Genomic DNA, 17,107 nt, shown 5'->3' on the forward strand with positions numbered 1-17,107 from the left:
TTTAATTATTTTATTTACAATTTCTTGTTTGCTTAAATTATCACATTTTATTTTTAAGTGTGATTTTGAATAAGTTTTTGATCTTTCTTTAATAAGCTTTTTTAACTCATCTTCATTAAGTTTTGTAACAACTGGTCTTTTCTTACTATTTTTAATTCTTTTAATTAGAGTTATATCATCCCATCTTAGCCAAACTGATAGATGGTTTTCTAAAACTTCTTTTTGTATATTCCTATTCAAAAAAGCACCACCCCCTAGAGAAATGACCCCCTGGTTTTTTCTTAAGACTGCTAAAGATACTTTTTCTTCTAACTTTCTAAAAAAAATCTCCCCCTTTTTTTCAAAAATATCTTTAATTGATTGTTTTGTTTTATTTTCTATTTCTTGATCAACATCAAAGAAATCAATATTCAATTTTTTAGAAATCATCTTTCCAACTGTGGTCTTACCAGAACCCATCATACCTAAAAAAACTATATTTTTAAAAGATTTCATTAAGTTTATTTATTGAAAAAACACAAATATGTCTTAATTTGAAAATAATTCTTAGATTATATGCAATTACAAAAAAAAACAAGGTCATCCAATTTTAATATATTTAGTCTATCGATTAAATTAGTAATCGTTGTATTAATTTTTTTTGGTGTTGTTTTTTTGCTTAATAAAGTTGATTTTCCATCACCGAAGAAAACTATTGAGAAAATAATTCCCAATGAAAATTTCAAAATTGTTAAATAAAAAAAATAGTATTTTTTTAATATTATTTTTTCTATTTTCATTTAATTTATATGCACAAGATGAGCCAGTTGATATATGGAATATAGATAAATCTAAAACTGATGAACAAGCAATTACAGAAGAGAAAGTCGAAACAATAGAATCGAATGAAGAAATTACTGGGCAGCAAACAATTGACACAGAAGACTTAAAGATTGAAAGTGAAATATTACTAGATCAAAAACTCGAATCTAAAGATATAAAAATACTTGGATTATATGATCCTTCTGAAAATGGTTTGAGTATGCAGATGTGGCGTAATTCAAATGGAAGTGAATTAAAGAATATATTTACAAGTTTAGATAAAATAAATTTATCAAAAGACGCAAATAAAATAATTGAAATTTCATTATTAACTAATGCAAATTACCCAAGTAAAGATATATCTTTTGAAGAGTTTTCAAATATTAAATCAAATTGGTTAATTAAAAATTCAAATTTGGATTTAATTGAGGAATACTTAATAAGTAATGAATTATTAAATGAGAATCCAGAACTAGTTAATCATTTAATAAATGAGCATTTATCTAAATCAAATCTTGAAAAAGCATGTCAAATTTTTGAAAAATCAAAATCTTCACCTGAAGATGAGTATTTATTTAAGTTTAAATTATATTGCTTGATAGATTCTGATGAGAAAGAACAAGCACAGTTAATTTATGATTTAAGAAAAGAATTAGGATTTGAGGATAAATATTTTGAGGAAAAAATAAATTATTTATTAGGCTTAACGGAAGAAATGCCAGAGGAAATTTCAGAAAATTCTATATTAGATTTTCACTTAGCGCATAGAATTAATCCCAATTTTGCATTTGAGCCAAATCAAAATACTTCAAAAATAATTTGGAGTTACTTATCTTCTTCAAATCTATTATTTAAGGCAGATCAAATTGATATTTCAGATCTTGAAAAAATATCAGTAATTGAAAATGCAACGCATGATCAAAATTATTCAGAAAATGAACTGTATGAAATTTATAAAAAATTTCAATTTAATATTAATCAATTACTCACAATAAAAGACTCATATAAGCTTCTTCCAAAATCTGAAGGCAGAGCTCTTGTATATCAAGGAATATTACTAACTACAGATGTTCAGAAAAAACTGGAATTAATGAAAATCCTTAAAGATTCTTTTCTTGAGGAAAACATTGGTAATGCTTTTGATAGTGAGTTGGATAAATTTTTAGCAAATATTGAAATAGAGGATGTGCCATCAAATTTTACTACATTTTATAGCGCTAATACAAACAAAACAGTAGCAAGTGAAAACTCTGAAATAAAATTTAACAACAAAATATTACATCAATCAAAATTAGTTAATTATTTTGATAACGGATACAAATTAAAAGAAATTGAAAAAGAAGTTGAAAACTTTTTAAAAAAAATAAAAAAGAATAAAAAATATTTTTTATCAAAAAAAGATATAATTTTTATAGAGGCTTTAAAATCTGATGGTATCAAAGTTTCTGAAAAATATGATGATCTTTATAAAATCGATGATGATAAAGAAATACCAACTGATATTCAAAATATGATAATTAAAGAAGATATAGGTGGAGCGCTGTTGAGAATCGCACAAGTTATTGGTCAAGATAATATTGAAGAAATAGATGATGATACAATCTATTTTATAATCAGTACTTTGAATAAATTAGACATCGATCCAATAAGAAACAGAATGCTTTTAAAAGTTCTACCTTTAAAAGTTTAAAAATTAGATTAAAATAAAATTATGACTGTAAGAACTATTTTGACAGAACCAAATAAGATTTTAAGACAGATATCTCAACCTGTAGAAAGTGTGGGTAAAGAAGAACAGTTGTTAATGGATGATATGTTAGAAACTATGTATGCCGCAAACGGAATTGGTCTAGCGGCAATACAAGTTGGAATACCAAAAAGAATTATAGTCATGGATATTAGTAAAGATGAAAATAAAAAAGAACCTATGTATTTTGTTAACCCAGTTATTAAAAATAAAAATCCTGTAAAATCTACTTACGAAGAAGGATGTTTGTCAGTACCAAATCAATTTGCTGAAATTGATAGACCAAGTAAATGCGATATCGAATTTTTAGATTATAATGGAGATAAACAAACAATAAGTGCTGATGGATTATTAGCAACTTGTGTTCAACATGAAATGGATCATCTTGAAGGTATCCTATTTATTGACTATTTATCAAAATTAAAAAAATCAATGATTTTGAAAAAACTTTCTAAGTTAAAATCAAATTCAGCAGTATTATAATTAATGCCTAAAAGAATTATTTTTATGGGCACACCAATGTTCTCTGTGCCAATTTTGAAATCTCTTTATCAAAATGGTTATCCAGTAACTTGTGTTTATACTCAGCCACCACAAAGATCAAAAAGAGGACAAAAAGTAAATAAATCTCCTATTCAAGGAATTTCTGAAACATTGAATATTGAATTTAGAGCGCCAGAATCATTGAAAGACAATCAAGAGGAATACGAATTTATTAAAAATCATGAAGCAGATCTTGCAGTTGTAGTTGCTTATGGTCAAATTATTCCAAAAAATATCTTAAGTCTTACAAAAAAAGGTTTTATTAATATTCATGCATCCTTACTTCCTAAGTGGAGAGGTGCAGCACCAATTCAAAGATCAATAATGAATTTAGATAAAGAGACAGGAATTAGTATGATGAGAATAAATGAGGAATTAGATTCTGGTGCTGTTTCAAATCAATATAAATTAGAAATAGGTGATGAAAATGCAGAAGAAATTTCTGAGAAACTATCTTTATTAGCTGCAGAAAAAATCTTAGATGAAATTGATAATATTCTAGATGATAAAGCTAACTTTATTGAACAAGATCACTCAAAAGCAACTTATGCACCAAAAATTGATAAATCTGAGGGAAGAATAAATTGGAATGAAAAAGCTGAGCAAATACTAGGTAAAGTAAATGGATTATATCCTGTGCCAGGAGCATGGTTTAATTTTGCAGGAGAGAGATACAAAATTTTAAAATCAAAAATTGGAAATGCGGTTGGCAAGATAGGAGAAGTTACATCAGATGAATTAGAAATAATTTGTGGAGATAATAAATCGGTCAAAATTCTTGAAATACAAAGACAGGGTAAAAGAGTTCAGTCAATTAATGAGTTTATGTTAGGTTCAAGGATTAAAAAGGGTATGATTTTACCCAATGATTAGATATCAAATTCTAATTGAATATGTTGGCACTAATTTTAGAGGATGGCAAGTTCAGAAAAAAGGAATTACTGTTCAAGGATTACTCCAGCAAGAAATATCAAAAATTCTTAAAGAAAAAATAAAAGTTTACGGCTCAGGTCGTACAGATTCAGGAGTGCATGCAATTCAACAATCAGCCCATTTTGATACATTAAATGAAATTAAAGATATAAAAAAATTTTTTAATTCATTAAATTTTTTTATTAACCCTTATCAAATCTCTTTATTAAGATTGATTAAAAAAAATTCAAATTTTCATGCAAGATTTTCAGCCAAAAAAAGACTTTATAAATATGTCATAATAAATCGTACCAGTATGCCAGTTATTGAAAAGAGAAGATCGTGGCATGTGAGAAAAGACTTAGATATTAAATTAATGAAAAAGGGCGCACAAAAACTTTTAGGGAAAAAAGATTTTTCAACTTTTAGAGCCTCAAGTTGTAATGCCAAAAGCCCAATTAGAACAATGGAGAAAGTAACAGTTTCAAGTAAGAACAACAAAATTATCTTAAAATTTCAATCTCAATCATTTTTACAACAACAAGTCAGATCAATGGTTGGTTGTTTGAAATACTTAGGTGAAAAAAAATGGACACTCAGCCAATTTATAAAAGTTATGAAGTCAAAAAATAGGAAGCTTTGTGCACCACCTGCACCGGCTGAGGGATTATTTCTTGAGAGAGTTTTTTATTAGATTTTTTTTATTACTCATCGCAAATTTTTTATTTATTCGCCATCTAGATTCGGCTCTTACAATGTAACCACAACAGTTTTTTGATTTACATTTGCAGGGGAATTGTTTGTAATTCTCATCAAAACCAAAACCATAGTCGCATGTAAATTCTTCTCCTTTTTTTATGTCTCTAATTGCTTTAACCCAAATTTTCAGCCCTTTACCATCATAGTCACAATTATTATCACAAGAATGATTAATTAATCCTGCAGTGTTCCATGGAAAATCACCATCTAAGTCGTATTTCTTGTTAATAGTAAATAAGTAAATTGGTTTGCTATTGTCGTATTTATCAGACTCTTCGGTTTGTTTTTTTGTAATTAGTTTTCCTACATAATCAATAATTTTAGTTCCAGCCTTTATGTCTTTTGTAGCATAAAGACCTCTTCCTTTTTTATCAATATTGGATTTATGAATTCTATATAACTTCATTTCTTGATCTCTTTATTAGGAAAAAAATAATTATCAATTAAATTCTATTAAAGCATCCACATGTCTTTTAGTGCAGTCTCTTAATGCATTTAAATCATACCCACCCTCTAAAATAGATACTACTTTTCCATTACAATATTCTTTTGCAAGTTGTAACGTTCTTTGAGTGATTGTGTAAAAATCTTCTGTTTCTAATTTTAATTGTGCAAGAGGATCATTTTTATGTGCATCAAACCCTGCTGAAAATAAAATAAATTCTGGTTTAAATTCTTCTAGTTTTTTTAAGACGTATTCGTAAGCATTTAAATATTGTTCAGATGTTGTCCCGGCCTCTAAGGGTAAATTAAATATATTATTATACTTCCCTTTTTCGATATCAGATCCAGAGCCAGGGTAGTATGGAAATTGGTGGGTTGAAATATAAAGAACCTTTTCATTATCATAAAATATATCTTGAGTTCCGTTTCCATGATGAACATCGAAATCAATTATTGCCACTTTTTTATATTGAAATTTTTCAATTAAATAAGTGGCACCAACAGCTACATTATTATAAATACAAAAACCCATTGCTTTATCTTTTTCAGCATGATGACCAGGCGGCCGTACTGCACAAAATGCATTTTTATATTTTTTTTCAATGACACCATCTATGGCTGTAATTATAGAACCCACAGCATCAGTCGTTGCATCTTTACTGCCAGGCGAAACAATTGTATCTCCATCTAAGAATTCCAGTCCATCAGAGGGAAAAGAATTGCTTACAAAATCGATATAATTTGATGTGTGTGTTGTCTTTAAAAGATTTAAGTCAAATTTTTTTGGTTTTTCCCAAATTAAATTTTTATTTTTTAGCTTTTTGAAATTATCAATTACCACTGAGACCCTATCCACTTTTTCTGGATGACCACTCCCAGTGTCATGATTTTGATAAGTATCAGTAGTTATTAAACCTGTTTTCAATTGAAATAATTCTTAAGAATTTTTTGGTAGATTTCTGTAAGTCTTTTCAAGTCGCTTATCGATACTGCCTCGTCTACTTTATGCATTGTTTTACCTACTAATCCAAATTCAAGACAGGGACTTATTTTTCTAATAAATCTTGCATCTGATGTTCCGCCAGTAGTAGATAATTTTGGATTCAATTTAGTTACTTTTTTTACAACATCTCTAATCATATAAGTTGTAGCATTTGGTTTTGACAAGAAAGCCTCACCTGAAACTCTATAATTTATTTCAAATTTCACCTTATTTTTTGAAGTAATTTTTTTTATAATTTTATTTAATTTATTTTTAATAGAACTAGATGAATGTTTGTTGTTAAATCTGATATTAAACGTAGCTGATGCTGCCGCAGGAATTACATTATCAGCATTATTATTTATATTCATTTTTGTAATTTCCAAATTAGAAGGTTGAAAATCTTTCGTTCCTTTATCAAATTTAATATCTTTAAATTCATTTAAAATTTTTATTAACGAAGTAACAGGATTTTTTGCTCTATGTGGATAAGCAACATGACCTTGTATGCCATGAATAGTAAGTTTGCCATTCATGCTACCACGTCTTCCAATTTTAATCATTTCTCCTAATTTATTTGGATTAGTAGGTTCACCAACTATACAAAAATTTATTTTTTCTTTTTTCTTTCTCAAATAATCAACAACTTTTTTTGTACCATTTACTGCAATACCTTCTTCATCACCGGTAATTAACAAGCTGATAGATCCATTAAATTTATTATTTGAGATAAATTTACTGACAGCAGAAACAAATGCTGCAATCGAACTCTTCATATCATTTGCACCTCTACCAATTAAATGTCCTTTTTTTAACGCTGGTTTAAAAGGATTAATTGTCCAGTCTTTAATATTTCCTGGCGGTACTACATCTAAATGACCAGCAAAACAAAGGTTTGGACTTTTGTTCCCAAGTCTTGCATATAAATTTTTTACCGGCTTCGTATTTTTTTCAGAGAAAATTAAAATCTTAGTTTTAAAACCAAGTGATTTTAATTTTTTTTCTAAATGACCCATGACGCCTGCATCGATGGGTGTAATAGATGGAAATCTTATTAGCTCTTTGGCTAACTGCAGTTCATTGATTTTTTGCATTTTAGTCTCTTAAAAGATCGTTTACTGATGTTTTAGATCTAGTCTTTTCGTCTACTTGTTTGATGATAACTGCACAATATAAAGAGGGTGCAGCAGGATTATTCTTATCTGGTAATGAACCTGGAACAACTACTGAATAAGGTGGTATTTTTCCGTGAGTTACCTCACCTGTTTTTCTATTCACAATTTTAGTTGATTGACCGATATACATACCCATACTTAATACTGATCCTTCACCAACAATAACACCTTCAACAACCTCTGACATTGCACCTACGAAAACATTATCTTCAATAATAGTTGGAAGTGCTTGTGCTGGCTCTAAAACTCCGCCAATACCAGTTCCAGCTGAAATATGACAATTTTTTCCAATCTGACAGCAACTCCCCGCACGACTAAAAGTATCCATCATAGTACCTTCATCTATGTAAGCTCCAATATTTATATAACTTGGCATGAGAACTACATTTTTCGCAACATATGAACCTTTTCTCATAGCTGTGTTAGGAACCATTCTAAAACCTGCTTTTTCAAAATCATCATTTGTCCATCCAGCTGTTTTCCCTTTCAACAAATGCGCTTTATCTCTCCAGGCAGAATACGGTCCATCTAAAGTTTCCATACCATGAATTCTAAAACTCAACATTATTGCTTTTTTAAGATGTTGATGGGTAACCCATTCACCGTTTATCTTTTCAGCAACTCTTGATTTACCACTATCTAAATCTTCTATTACTTGATTGATAGTATCTTTTAATTTTTGATCTGAATTTTGATTAACTTGATCTTTATTTTCCCAAGCTTCATTTATAATGTTTTCTGTACTCATAATTTATTGGTTTTTTAATAACCTTATTTCTTTTAAAAATAAAGTAAGATTTTCAATTTTATAATCAATATATTCTTTATCAGATTCTTTTTTACCCCATTCCTCGTTATTAATTAACCAAGCAGTAATTGTTCCTCGTTCTTTGCCAATTGATAAGTTCTTTGCAATATCTTCAATGTAAAGGGTTTCTTTTGGATCAATTTTGAATTTTTCTATCATTAAATCAAATGCCTTAGCTTCTGGTTTTGGATGATACTCTGCATCAACAATATCAAATATTCCCTCAAATTGATCATCAATACCCAGAGTTGTAGTGATATGTTTTACATGATCATGACTACCATTTGTGAAAACAAATTTTCGTAAATTAATATTTTCTAATTCATGTCTTAAAGTAATATCTTTTTCTAAAAAAGATAAATCAATATCATGAACAAAATCTAAAAATTCTTTAGGATCAATTTTATGGTGGATCATTAGTCCGTTTAAACTTGTGTTGTATTTATGGAAATAATTAGTTTGAAGTTCTTTTGCTTTTTTTAAATCTACATTAAGTTTATTTGAAATATATTCAGTCATTTTTCTACTCACTTGACCAAATACTGCTTCTAAATCTTGATATAAAACTCCGTCACAATCAAAAAGTATATTTTTTATATTTTTAAGTTCTTTCATTTTCTAATTAAAGTTCCTGAACCCTGATCTGATAAAAGTTCAAATAAAATTGAATGAGGCTTTCTTCCATCAATTATACAAACTCCCTTTACTCCATTTGAAGCTACATCTAGACAGTTTTTTATCTTTGGTATCATTCCACCTGTAATTACTTCTTGTTTAATTAATTCTTCAGAGGTTTGAGAATTTATTTCACTGATAAGATTTTTTTGATTATCTAAAACTCCTTCCACATCACTTAAAATTAATAATCGTCTAGCATTTAGTGATTTTGCTATTGCTCCAGCTGCAGTGTCAGCATTTATGTTATATATATTATTATCATCATCAATACCCAAAGGTGCTATCACTGGGATTTTATTAGATTTAATTGAATCTTGAATTTTAGAATTATTTATTTTTGTAGGTAAGCCTACAAATCCAAGTTCTTCATTTTCCTTAGTAGCTTCAATAATTGAACTATCTTTTGAAGTAAATTGTTGTGCTTTTATTCCAGTTTTTTCTAAAGATAAAACTATTTCTTTATTGAACTCAGATAGTACATTTTCAACAACTTTTATTGTGTCCTTATCTGTAACTCTTAGTCCGTTTATAAAGTTAGATTCAATATTTAATTCTTTGAGTTTTTCAGTAATTTTTTTTCCTCCTCCATGAATAATTACAGGATAAAAACCTAATTTTTTTAGTGTAGAAATATCATTGATTAACAGATCATATAATTCTGTATTAGTTAAAACACTACCACCACATTTGATGACGATATATTCATCGTTATATTTTTCTAAATATTTTTTTACTTGTTCAGCAGAAGGGCCAGATTTTGGAATAATAGAATTTATTTCAGCATCGCTTAAAAAGGACATTTATGTAGTAGTTTTTACTGTAGTTCTCTTCATTATGAAAAGTTGCTGAGCCATTGTTAAGATATTATTTACTGTCCAATAAATTACTAATCCTGCTGGGAATGGTGCTAAAATGACTGTTAAAAACAATGGAAAGAATGCAAATATTTTTGCTTGAGTTGGATCTGTTGGCGCTGGATTTAATTTTTGTTGTACCCACATAGACACACCCATTGCAACTGGCCACGCTCCAATTACTAGGAATGAAGGAACATCGTAAGGCAACAATCCAAATAAATTAAATAGAGATGTTGGGTCTCTCTCTGATAAATCTTGTATCCATCCATAAAATGGCATTTGTCTCATTTCAATTGTAACGAACAAAACTTTATATAAAGCAAAGAACACAGGAATTTGGATCATTATTGGCAAACAACCTGACATTGGATTTACCTTTTCTTTTTTATATAAGGCCATCATTTCCTGCTGTAATTTCATCTTGTCATTTTTATATAACTCTTTGAGACGTGTCATTTCAGGTGTAAGAGCTTTCATTTTTGCCATACTTCTGAATGAAAAGTTAGCAAGTGGAAAGAATGCAAGACGAATACAGAACGTGACAGCAATAATTGCTAATCCATAATTACCTAATAATTTAAAGAAATAATCAATCGCGTAGAACAGGGGCTTAGTTATGAAATACAAAAATCCCCAATCAATTACCAAATCAAATTTATCAATATTTAATTCAGCAGCATATCCATCTACAGTATCAACTCTCTTTGCGGCAACAATAACCTGCATTTGATCTTCTATTGAAGAATTACTGCCTAACTCGATTGCTTCTGTAGATATATAGTTTGCCCTAAATTTATTTTTAAAATCAAAAGTTGTTTTAAATTCTTTATTTCTAGGAGGAACTATAGAGCTTATCCAATATTTATCTCCAACACCGAACCATCCTTTTTGAGCATTCATTGAGAATTTTTCTTCTTCTATGTCATCATAATCTTTTTCAATAAGTTCACCATCTAATGCAGCTAACATACCTTCATGTAGAATATAAAAGTTAGATAATCCCTCAGGAATTTTATTTCTTATAATTTGGCCATATGAATAAAAATCATATTTTTTATCAGTTGAATTAATCACTTTTTGATTAATAGTAAATAAGAACTTGTTATCTATAGATATTTCTTTTTCAAAAGTAATTCCTTGATCATTTGTCCATGCTAATTTTATAGGACTTCCTTCTCTAAGTTGGTTGTTTCCAATTATAGACCAAACAGAATCTGTATTTGGAATGTCTATATTTTTATCAGTTGTTACAAATCCACTTTCTATAAAATATCCATCTTCAATATTTCTAGGGTTTAGCAATGTAACGTTAACGTCACTTTCAAGCGTTGTGTCATAATTTTTGAATGTTAAATCATCAATAATCGCACCTTTAAGTGAAATTGAACCAATTATATTTTCATTTTCAAATTGAATTCTCTCATTTTGATCAATCGCTTCATCTCTAGAAATTTTAACTAAATTCTCTTTTTGCTCTAAACTTGGAGCATCTGAATTTTGTTCAGTTTTATTTTTTTCAGCTAAATTTTGATTTCTTGGTTGAGGCTCTGGAGCAAAAAATAATGAATAGAGAATTATAACTGCCGCCGATAAAGAAATTGCTGCTACTACATTTTTTTGATCCATTATTTTTTAGCCTTAAGTTTTTTGTTTACAGGATCAAATCCTTCGCCACCCCCTAAAAATTTTATTGGATGACATGATAAAATTCTTTTTAAGCTTAGAAATGTGCCTTTGAGCAAACCAAAAGTTTTTAAAGCTTCAATGCTGTATTCAGAACAAGTTGGTAAATATCTACATGAAGGACCAAGTAAAGGGCTTATTAAATATTTATACCCTTTAATAAAATAAATTAATCCTTTAACAAAAATATTCATTATTTAATTCTTTCAAAATCCCTAAATAGAGTTTCTTTTATATTTAAGTAGTCGTTATTTAGCATAGTTGGCTTAGCAATAACAAGAAATGAATAGTTAAAGTTTATGGATACTTTTTTAACTGCTTCATTAGTTATATTTCTTAATCTTCTCTTAATTTTGTTCCTTTTAACGGCATTTCCAATTTTTCTTTTTGTTACAAAGCTAATATTAAGTTTTTTGGTATCTTTGTCTAAAAGTTTACCAAAAAAAATTGTCACAAATTTATTGCTGACTTTTCTTTTTTTAAGAAGTGATTTGAAATCTTCATTTTTAGAAAGAGCAAGAATTTTGCTTTTCATTAAATAGATTTATTTCCTTTTTCTTTTAACCGTTGAAGATACTGTTAGATTTTTTCTTCCTCTAGCTCTTCTTCTTTTTAAAAGTTTCTGACCACCTTTAGTTTTCATTTTTGAACGAAAACCGTGTTTCTTTAGTCTCTTTTTCTTTTTTGGCTGCCAAGTTCTTTTCATATGTAAAAATTGATTAAATTTTTGTTAAAATTTGGCTCTTTATATTAACTAAATTTATAAATAGCAATTAGAAGATTTAAAATTTATTATTAATATTCATGGAAAAAACAAAAAAAGTCAAAATTTTTATCGCTTTATTCTATGTTTCTCTAGTTTTGTTATTTTTATATTTTTTCTTTTCCAAATTTACACTTCAAGAAATAACTAGTTATGACTTTATAAAAAATAATAGAGATTACTTTTTTGAACTACGTCAATCAAATCTATTAATTTTAGGAGCACTATTTATCATTTTTACAATCTTTTGGGTTCAAGCAGGAGGATTTGGCACTCCAATAGTCTTATTTGCAGGTTTTGTGTTTGGTAAATGGTTAGGAACATTATTTTCTGTAATAGGATTAACTATAGGTGCAACTGGATTGTATATATTTGCAAACTATTTTTTAAAAGATTTAATTAAAGATAAGTTTTTGAATAAATTTCAAAATCTTGAAAGTAAGTTCAAAAAATCTGAATTAAATTATATGTTGGTCTATCGTTTTGTCGGAGGAATTCCTTTCGCCATTTCAAATGTCTTGCCATGCATTTTCAACGTAAAAGTATTTAACTTTTTTGTATCAACTTTAATTGGTTTAATACCGCAGGTTTTTATTTGGGTATCGCTTGGAAGTGGATTAGAAAAAATTATTGATCAAAATGAAGAAGCACCTAGTGTTGTAAAATTGATATCTTCCCCAGATATTTATATTCCAATAATTGCCTTTATAATTTTAGTAATAATTACAATTACAATTAGAAAAATATTCTATAAAAAATAGTGGTGCCCCCACCAAGAATCGAACTTGAAATTTATCCTTACCATGGACACGTTATGCCATTTAACTATGGGGGCGATAAAAAGTTTTTGTAATTTATTGATAATAAAGCATTTTTTACAAATTATTGCCTTAATTTTTTTAGAAAATTGTTTTATATCTACTTGAGGAATTTTTTTATGGGCATTCATTACGATTATAAATCTACTAAAGGAAACAAATTAATGGAGAAGCAAGCAAAGCGTGAAAGAAAGCTTGCAGAAAAAAAAGCAAAAAGACTTGCTAAGGAAGGTCCAAAAAAAGAAGAACCAAAAGCTAAACCACTAGATCCAAACAAGCCTATATCTTTAGATTTTTTGACAAACCCAGAGAAGGAATGACCACTAAGGATAAAAATGAGCGCTTAAGTTTAGCTCTTAGAAAAAATTTAAAAAAGAGAAAACTATTTCAAAAAAAAAATAAAAAAAAATCTAAATAATGTCTATTCAACCTGACTCTTGGATAAAAAAAATGTGCAAAGAGCACAACATGATCGAACCTTTTTTAGATCATCAGGTTTCCGAAGGAAAAATATCATATGGTTTAAGTAGCATGGGCTATGATGTAAGAATATCAGATGAATATAGAATTTTCACTAATGTAAATAATTCACTAGTCGATCCAAAAAATTTTTCAGACGATAATTTTATTGAGCGTAAGGGGCCACATTGCATTATTCCACCTAATTCGTTTGTTTTAGCAAAGACGGTTGAATATTTTAGAATTCCAAAAGATGTTTTATGTATTTGCGTTGGAAAAAGTACTTATGCAAGAACAGGTATTATTTGTAATGTTACACCAATTGAAAATGAGTTCGAGGGTAACATTGTAATAGAATTATCTAATACTACTCCTAATCCAGCAAAAATTTATTCTAATGAAGGAATTGCTCAATTTTTATTTTTTAAATCTGAAACTCAACCTGAAACTACTTACAAATCAAAAAACGGTAAGTACCAAGGCCAAACAACAATACAAGTTGCAAAAATAAAATAATTCTATGGATAAATTTTTGATTGAGGGTCCTTGCCGACTTAAAGGCCAAGTTAAGATATCTGGATCTAAAAATGCTTCTCTACCAATATTGGCTTCAACATTATTATTTGATAAACCAGTTACGATAAAGAACTTACCAAGAGTAAAAGACATAGATACAATGTTAAGTCTATTAAAATCTCTAGGCTCAAAAATTAGTCTCTCTAAAGACAAAAGAACTGCAAAAATTCAGAATAAAAAAAATATGAAAACTTTTGCAAGTTATTCCCTTGTTAAAACTATGAGAGGATCAATTCTTGTTCTAGGTCCATTAGTTTCTAAGTTTCAAAAATCGATTACCTCATTACCAGGGGGTTGTTTAATTGGTGCTCGACCAGTTAATTATCACTTATCAGCATTAAAAAAGCTGGGTATGAAATATGACATCAAAAAAGGATATATTCATGCAAAATCAAAAGGAAAATTAAAAGGCACAACACTTAGGTTTTCCAATATAAGCGTTGGTGCAACAGAAAATACAATTATAGCTGCCTGCTTAGCTAATGGAAAAACTATTATAAAAAATTGTGCTGTTGAACCAGAAATAAAAGACTTAACAAATTTTTTAAACACAGCTGGAGCAAATATTAAATGGAAAGGCAGAACTTGTGAAATAGTAGGAGTTAAATCATTAAATCAAACTGAATATTCAGTAATGGCTGATCGAATAGAGACAGGCACATTTTGTGTAGCAGCTACATTATCAAAAGGAGATTTAGAAATTCAAAATTTAAATCCAAAGATAATTAATACAGAATTAAATTTGTTAAAAAGAATTGGAGCAAAAATTAAAACTTCAGAAAATAATATTCGAATTAAAGGACCAGATAAAATCAGACCTTTAAAAAATATCAAAACTAAAGAGTATCCAAGTTTTCCAACTGATCTTCAGGCACAGTTTATGGTGTTGTTATGTAAAGCTAATGGCAAAAGTATTATTACTGAAAGTATTTTTGAAAATAGATTTATGCATGTTGCAGAACTTCAAAGATTAGGAGCAAAAATAAACATCAAAAATAATAAAGCTATAATTGAGGGAAAAACAAATTTTATTGGTGCAGAGTTAATGTCTAGTGATTTAAGAGCATCTGTTGCACTTGTTTTAGCCGCAATAGTAGCAAATGGAAAATCAGTAATTAATAGAATCTATCATCTAGATAGAGGGTATGAAAATATTGAGAATAAATTGAAAAAAATTGGTGTAAAAATAAAAAGATTAAAATGAGTGAAAAAAAATATTTAGCAAAAATTATTGCTGTTGATAATGAAGGATTACAGATGATATCTGCTTGTTGTGCAGGAGCTATAACAAATGTAGCAAATATTAAATATTTAAAGGAAAATAAAGTATTTTTAATTTCAATGGAAAGAACAAAAATTGAGACAGGTGAAGAAGACAAAAAAGTTAATAGTATCTGTAAATTTGATTTTGTAAGCAATGTAAAATCAAAAAACATTAATCAAAAAAATCTTGAAATACCATTGGAGTTAATTGGTATCAATTATCTCAAAAATAATGAAGTATATGAGATTGATTTGATATTTAGTAATAATGCACATATATCTCTTTCGGCTGAAACAATAGAGGTAAGACTAGAAGATCAAACAAATTAAAATGAAATCTTTAAATATAAAAAGTAAAAATTTTGATAAATCACTAGAAAGTTTGCTTAACCAAAGACGAGCAAAACTTAAATCTAGCTCTGTATCTGTAACTAATATTATTAAAGATGTTAAAAAAAATGGAGATAAAGCATTACTGAAGTATGAAAAAAGATTTAACAAAAATAATGTAATTGTCCCATCTACTAAACAAATAAATAAACTAATTAAATCTTTAGATAAAAAAGTAAAACAAGCAATAGATGCTGCATATAATAGAATTTATAAATTTCATTCCTTACAAAAATTTAAAAATATTTCATACACTGATAAGTATAAAAATAAGATTGATTATAAATATGTACCATTAGAGTCTGTTGCAATTTATGTTCCTGGATCCACAGCCTCATATCCATCAAGCGTTTTAATGAATGCAATTCCAGCAATTGTTGCTGGTGTAAAAAGGATTGTCATGATCAATCCTGGTTATAAAGGTAAACAAAATCCTGCAGTTTTGTATGCAGCTAAAAAATGCAAGATAAAAGAGATCTATTCAATTGGTGGTCCATCTGCAATTGCAGCTGCTGCTTATGGAACAAAAAAAATTAAATCAGTCAATAAAATCGTAGGACCTGGGAATCAATTCGTATCAGCTGCAAAAAAAGAAGTATCTGGTGATATTGGAATAGAAGCAATGACTGCTGGTCCTTCAGAAGTTTTAGTTGTAGCTGACAAAACATCGAACCCTGAATGGATTGCAAGTGATTTGCTTGGTCAAGCCGAACATGATCCACTTGCTCAATGTATTTTAATTTCTAAAGATCAAAATATTTTAGAACGAACAAAAAATGAAATAACAAAACAATTGAAGGAAATTCCAAGATCTTCAATTGCAAGAAAAAGCCTAATTACTAATGGAATATTAATGTTTGTTAATTCTGATACAAAAATTACAGATATAATTAATAAAATAGGACCAGAACATTTAGAGCTTAATACAAAAAATTATAAATCTCTTGTTCCAAAAATTAAAAATGCAGGATCAATTTGTTTAGGAAAATATGCAGTAATGGCAATGACTGACTATGGTGTGCCAGGAACAAACCACGTGCTACCTACTAATATGACAAGTAAATATTCAAGTGGACTAAGTGTTTCAGAGTTTGTTAAAAAAATCTCATATATAAACTTATCAAAAAAGGGTATTGAAAGTCTTGGACCATCAGCTATAACTCTTGCAAACTATGAAAGATTAGAAGGACACGCTCAATCAATCATAAAAAGAATTAGGAGAAAATAAATTTGTCAAAACAAGATCTACTTGAATTCAAAGGCAAGGTAACTGACTTATTACCTAACGCAATGTTTAGAGTTCAATTAGAAAATGGTCATATCGTGACTGCACACACTGCCGGTAAACTTAGAAAGAATAGAATTAGAGTTTTACAAGGTGATAATGTTACGGTTGAAATGACACCTTATGATCTTACTAAAGGAAGAATAATCTTTAGAGGATAACTT

22 protein-coding genes and 1 tRNA gene are annotated in these 17,107 nt (G+C 28.4%); 11 read left to right on the forward strand and 12 right to left on the reverse strand.

The window, feature by feature from the left end; all coding sequences use genetic code 11:
* Positions 1-495 (reverse strand): shikimate kinase (locus ACTT9D_RS02870; protein ID WP_440930361.1); only part of this gene is annotated, 495 nt, incomplete at its 3' end.
* 217 nt (positions 496-712) lie between these two features.
* On the opposite strand from ACTT9D_RS02870, the gene ACTT9D_RS02875 reads away from it, so the two are divergent.
* The 4 genes from ACTT9D_RS02875 to truA are packed head-to-tail and all read left to right on the forward strand — an operon-like array spanning position 713 to position 4,697.
* Positions 713-2,491, forward strand: a complete 1,779-nt coding sequence (locus ACTT9D_RS02875; RefSeq protein ID WP_440930362.1) for a hypothetical protein — start codon at positions 713-715, stop codon at positions 2,489-2,491.
* 21 nt (positions 2,492-2,512) lie between these two features.
* Positions 2,513-3,031, forward strand: a complete 519-nt coding sequence (gene def / locus ACTT9D_RS02880) for a peptide deformylase (protein WP_440930363.1) — start codon at positions 2,513-2,515, stop codon at positions 3,029-3,031.
* 3 nt (positions 3,032-3,034) lie between these two features.
* The gene (gene fmt, locus ACTT9D_RS02885; RefSeq protein ID WP_440930364.1) at positions 3,035-3,964 is read left to right on the forward strand and encodes a methionyl-tRNA formyltransferase; all 930 of its coding nucleotides are present in this window, start codon (positions 3,035-3,037) and stop codon (positions 3,962-3,964) included.
* Complete coding sequence (gene truA, locus ACTT9D_RS02890; protein ID WP_440930365.1) at positions 3,957-4,697, forward strand: tRNA pseudouridine(38-40) synthase TruA; 741 nt, start codon at positions 3,957-3,959, stop codon at positions 4,695-4,697. Before fmt ends, truA begins: the two co-directional genes overlap by 8 nt.
* On the opposite strand, the gene ACTT9D_RS02895 is transcribed toward truA, so the two are convergent.
* From ACTT9D_RS02895 to rpmH, 10 genes are read right to left on the reverse strand one after another with little or no spacing between them, the layout of a single operon-like run.
* Positions 4,671-5,168, reverse strand: coding sequence for an SET domain-containing protein (locus tag ACTT9D_RS02895; protein WP_440930366.1), 498 nt, complete (start codon positions 5,166-5,168; stop codon positions 4,671-4,673). The genes truA and ACTT9D_RS02895 overlap by 27 nt on opposite strands.
* Positions 5,169-5,201: 33 nt before the next feature.
* A complete protein-coding gene (locus tag ACTT9D_RS02900) occupies positions 5,202-6,131 on the reverse strand; it encodes a histone deacetylase family protein (protein ID WP_440930367.1) in 930 nt (309 codons plus the stop codon).
* Positions 6,128-7,282: a succinyl-diaminopimelate desuccinylase gene (dapE, locus tag ACTT9D_RS02905; RefSeq protein ID WP_440930368.1), complete on the reverse strand. Its 1,155-nt coding sequence runs from the start codon at positions 7,280-7,282 to the stop codon at positions 6,128-6,130. Before dapE ends, ACTT9D_RS02900 begins: the two co-directional genes overlap by 4 nt.
* 1 nt (position 7,283) lies before the next feature.
* Positions 7,284-8,111 carry a 2,3,4,5-tetrahydropyridine-2,6-dicarboxylate N-succinyltransferase gene (dapD, locus tag ACTT9D_RS02910; protein WP_440930369.1) on the reverse strand — a complete coding sequence of 276 codons (828 nt, stop codon included), beginning with the start codon at positions 8,109-8,111 and terminating at the stop codon, positions 7,284-7,286.
* A 3-nt stretch (positions 8,112-8,114) separates the two neighbouring features.
* The gene (locus tag ACTT9D_RS02915) at positions 8,115-8,786 is read right to left on the reverse strand and encodes a pyrimidine 5'-nucleotidase (protein WP_440930370.1); all 672 of its coding nucleotides are present in this window, start codon (positions 8,784-8,786) and stop codon (positions 8,115-8,117) included.
* The gene (gene argB / locus ACTT9D_RS02920) at positions 8,783-9,649 is read right to left on the reverse strand and encodes an acetylglutamate kinase (protein ID WP_440930371.1); all 867 of its coding nucleotides are present in this window, start codon (positions 9,647-9,649) and stop codon (positions 8,783-8,785) included. Before argB ends, ACTT9D_RS02915 begins: the two co-directional genes overlap by 4 nt.
* A complete protein-coding gene (yidC, locus tag ACTT9D_RS02925; protein WP_440930372.1) occupies positions 9,650-11,332 on the reverse strand; it encodes a membrane protein insertase YidC in 1,683 nt (560 codons plus the stop codon).
* Entirely contained in the window at positions 11,332-11,583 is a 252-nt protein-coding gene (yidD, locus tag ACTT9D_RS02930; RefSeq protein ID WP_440930373.1) for a membrane protein insertion efficiency factor YidD, read from the reverse strand. The genes yidC and yidD overlap by 1 nt, the downstream gene beginning before the upstream one ends.
* The gene (rnpA, locus tag ACTT9D_RS02935; protein WP_440930374.1) at positions 11,583-11,924 is read right to left on the reverse strand and encodes a ribonuclease P protein component; all 342 of its coding nucleotides are present in this window, start codon (positions 11,922-11,924) and stop codon (positions 11,583-11,585) included. Before rnpA ends, yidD begins: the two co-directional genes overlap by 1 nt.
* Positions 11,925-11,933: 9 nt before the next feature.
* Positions 11,934-12,095 carry a 50S ribosomal protein L34 gene (gene rpmH, locus ACTT9D_RS02940; protein WP_014953810.1) on the reverse strand — a complete coding sequence of 54 codons (162 nt, stop codon included), beginning with the start codon at positions 12,093-12,095 and terminating at the stop codon, positions 11,934-11,936.
* Positions 12,096-12,193: 98 nt separating this feature from the next.
* On the opposite strand from rpmH, the gene ACTT9D_RS02945 reads away from it, so the two are divergent.
* Entirely contained in the window at positions 12,194-12,913 is a 720-nt protein-coding gene (locus ACTT9D_RS02945) for a TVP38/TMEM64 family protein (RefSeq protein ID WP_440930375.1), read from the forward strand.
* Here the strand turns inward: ACTT9D_RS02945 and ACTT9D_RS02950 are convergent.
* Positions 12,914-12,987 (reverse strand) — tRNA-Thr (locus tag ACTT9D_RS02950).
* A 102-nt stretch (positions 12,988-13,089) separates the two neighbouring features.
* On the opposite strand from ACTT9D_RS02950, the gene ACTT9D_RS02955 reads away from it, so the two are divergent.
* The 6 genes from ACTT9D_RS02955 to infA all read left to right on the forward strand — a co-directional run bounded on the left by ACTT9D_RS02955 (position 13,090) and on the right by infA (position 17,104).
* Positions 13,090-13,290 (forward strand): hypothetical protein, encoded by a 201-nt coding sequence (locus tag ACTT9D_RS02955; RefSeq protein ID WP_440930376.1) that lies wholly within the window; start codon positions 13,090-13,092, stop codon positions 13,288-13,290.
* A gap of 97 nt (positions 13,291-13,387) precedes the next feature.
* Positions 13,388-13,945, forward strand: a complete 558-nt coding sequence (dcd, locus tag ACTT9D_RS02960; protein ID WP_014953806.1) for a dCTP deaminase — start codon at positions 13,388-13,390, stop codon at positions 13,943-13,945.
* Positions 13,946-13,949: 4 nt separating this feature from the next.
* Positions 13,950-15,209 (forward strand): UDP-N-acetylglucosamine 1-carboxyvinyltransferase, encoded by a 1,260-nt coding sequence (gene murA, locus ACTT9D_RS02965; RefSeq protein ID WP_440930377.1) that lies wholly within the window; start codon positions 13,950-13,952, stop codon positions 15,207-15,209.
* On the forward strand, positions 15,206-15,598 hold the full coding sequence (locus ACTT9D_RS02970; protein WP_440930378.1) for a DUF2948 family protein: 393 nt from the start codon (positions 15,206-15,208) through the stop codon (positions 15,596-15,598). Before murA ends, ACTT9D_RS02970 begins: the two co-directional genes overlap by 4 nt.
* A gap of 1 nt (position 15,599) precedes the next feature.
* On the forward strand, positions 15,600-16,886 hold the full coding sequence (hisD, locus tag ACTT9D_RS02975) for a histidinol dehydrogenase (protein ID WP_440930379.1): 1,287 nt from the start codon (positions 15,600-15,602) through the stop codon (positions 16,884-16,886).
* A gap of 2 nt (positions 16,887-16,888) precedes the next feature.
* Entirely contained in the window at positions 16,889-17,104 is a 216-nt protein-coding gene (infA, locus tag ACTT9D_RS02980) for a translation initiation factor IF-1 (RefSeq protein WP_075519823.1), read from the forward strand.
* Positions 17,105-17,107: the final 3 nt, after the last annotated feature.

The sequence above is a fragment of the Candidatus Pelagibacter sp. genome, assembly GCF_052049815.1.
Lineage (GTDB): Bacteria > Pseudomonadota > Alphaproteobacteria > Pelagibacterales > Pelagibacteraceae > Pelagibacter.

Coding starts and splice junctions, on each gene's coding strand:
- ACTT9D_RS02875 (WP_440930362.1), top strand. CDS start 713: ATGAAAATTTCAAAATTGTTAAATAAAAAAAATAGTATTTTTTTAATA.
- def (WP_440930363.1), top strand. CDS start 2,513: ATGACTGTAAGAACTATTTTGACAGAACCAAATAAGATTTTAAGACAG.
- fmt (WP_440930364.1), top strand. CDS start 3,035: ATGCCTAAAAGAATTATTTTTATGGGCACACCAATGTTCTCTGTGCCA.
- truA (WP_440930365.1), top strand. CDS start 3,957: ATGATTAGATATCAAATTCTAATTGAATATGTTGGCACTAATTTTAGA.
- ACTT9D_RS02895 (WP_440930366.1), bottom strand. CDS start 5,168: ATGAAGTTATATAGAATTCATAAATCCAATATTGATAAAAAAGGAAGA.
- dapE (WP_440930368.1), bottom strand. CDS start 7,282: ATGCAAAAAATCAATGAACTGCAGTTAGCCAAAGAGCTAATAAGATTT.
- dapD (WP_440930369.1), bottom strand. CDS start 8,111: ATGAGTACAGAAAACATTATAAATGAAGCTTGGGAAAATAAAGATCAA.
- ACTT9D_RS02915 (WP_440930370.1), bottom strand. CDS start 8,786: ATGAAAGAACTTAAAAATATAAAAAATATACTTTTTGATTGTGACGGA.
- argB (WP_440930371.1), bottom strand. CDS start 9,649: ATGTCCTTTTTAAGCGATGCTGAAATAAATTCTATTATTCCAAAATCT.
- yidC (WP_440930372.1), bottom strand. CDS start 11,332: ATGGATCAAAAAAATGTAGTAGCAGCAATTTCTTTATCGGCGGCAGTT.
- yidD (WP_440930373.1), bottom strand. CDS start 11,583: ATGAATATTTTTGTTAAAGGATTAATTTATTTTATTAAAGGGTATAAA.
- rnpA (WP_440930374.1), bottom strand. CDS start 11,924: ATGAAAAGCAAAATTCTTGCTCTTTCTAAAAATGAAGATTTCAAATCA.
- rpmH (WP_014953810.1), bottom strand. CDS start 12,095: ATGAAAAGAACTTGGCAGCCAAAAAAGAAAAAGAGACTAAAGAAACAC.
- ACTT9D_RS02945 (WP_440930375.1), top strand. CDS start 12,194: ATGGAAAAAACAAAAAAAGTCAAAATTTTTATCGCTTTATTCTATGTT.
- ACTT9D_RS02955 (WP_440930376.1), top strand. CDS start 13,090: ATGGGCATTCATTACGATTATAAATCTACTAAAGGAAACAAATTAATG.
- dcd (WP_014953806.1), top strand. CDS start 13,388: ATGTCTATTCAACCTGACTCTTGGATAAAAAAAATGTGCAAAGAGCAC.
- murA (WP_440930377.1), top strand. CDS start 13,950: ATGGATAAATTTTTGATTGAGGGTCCTTGCCGACTTAAAGGCCAAGTT.
- ACTT9D_RS02970 (WP_440930378.1), top strand. CDS start 15,206: ATGAGTGAAAAAAAATATTTAGCAAAAATTATTGCTGTTGATAATGAA.
- hisD (WP_440930379.1), top strand. CDS start 15,600: ATGAAATCTTTAAATATAAAAAGTAAAAATTTTGATAAATCACTAGAA.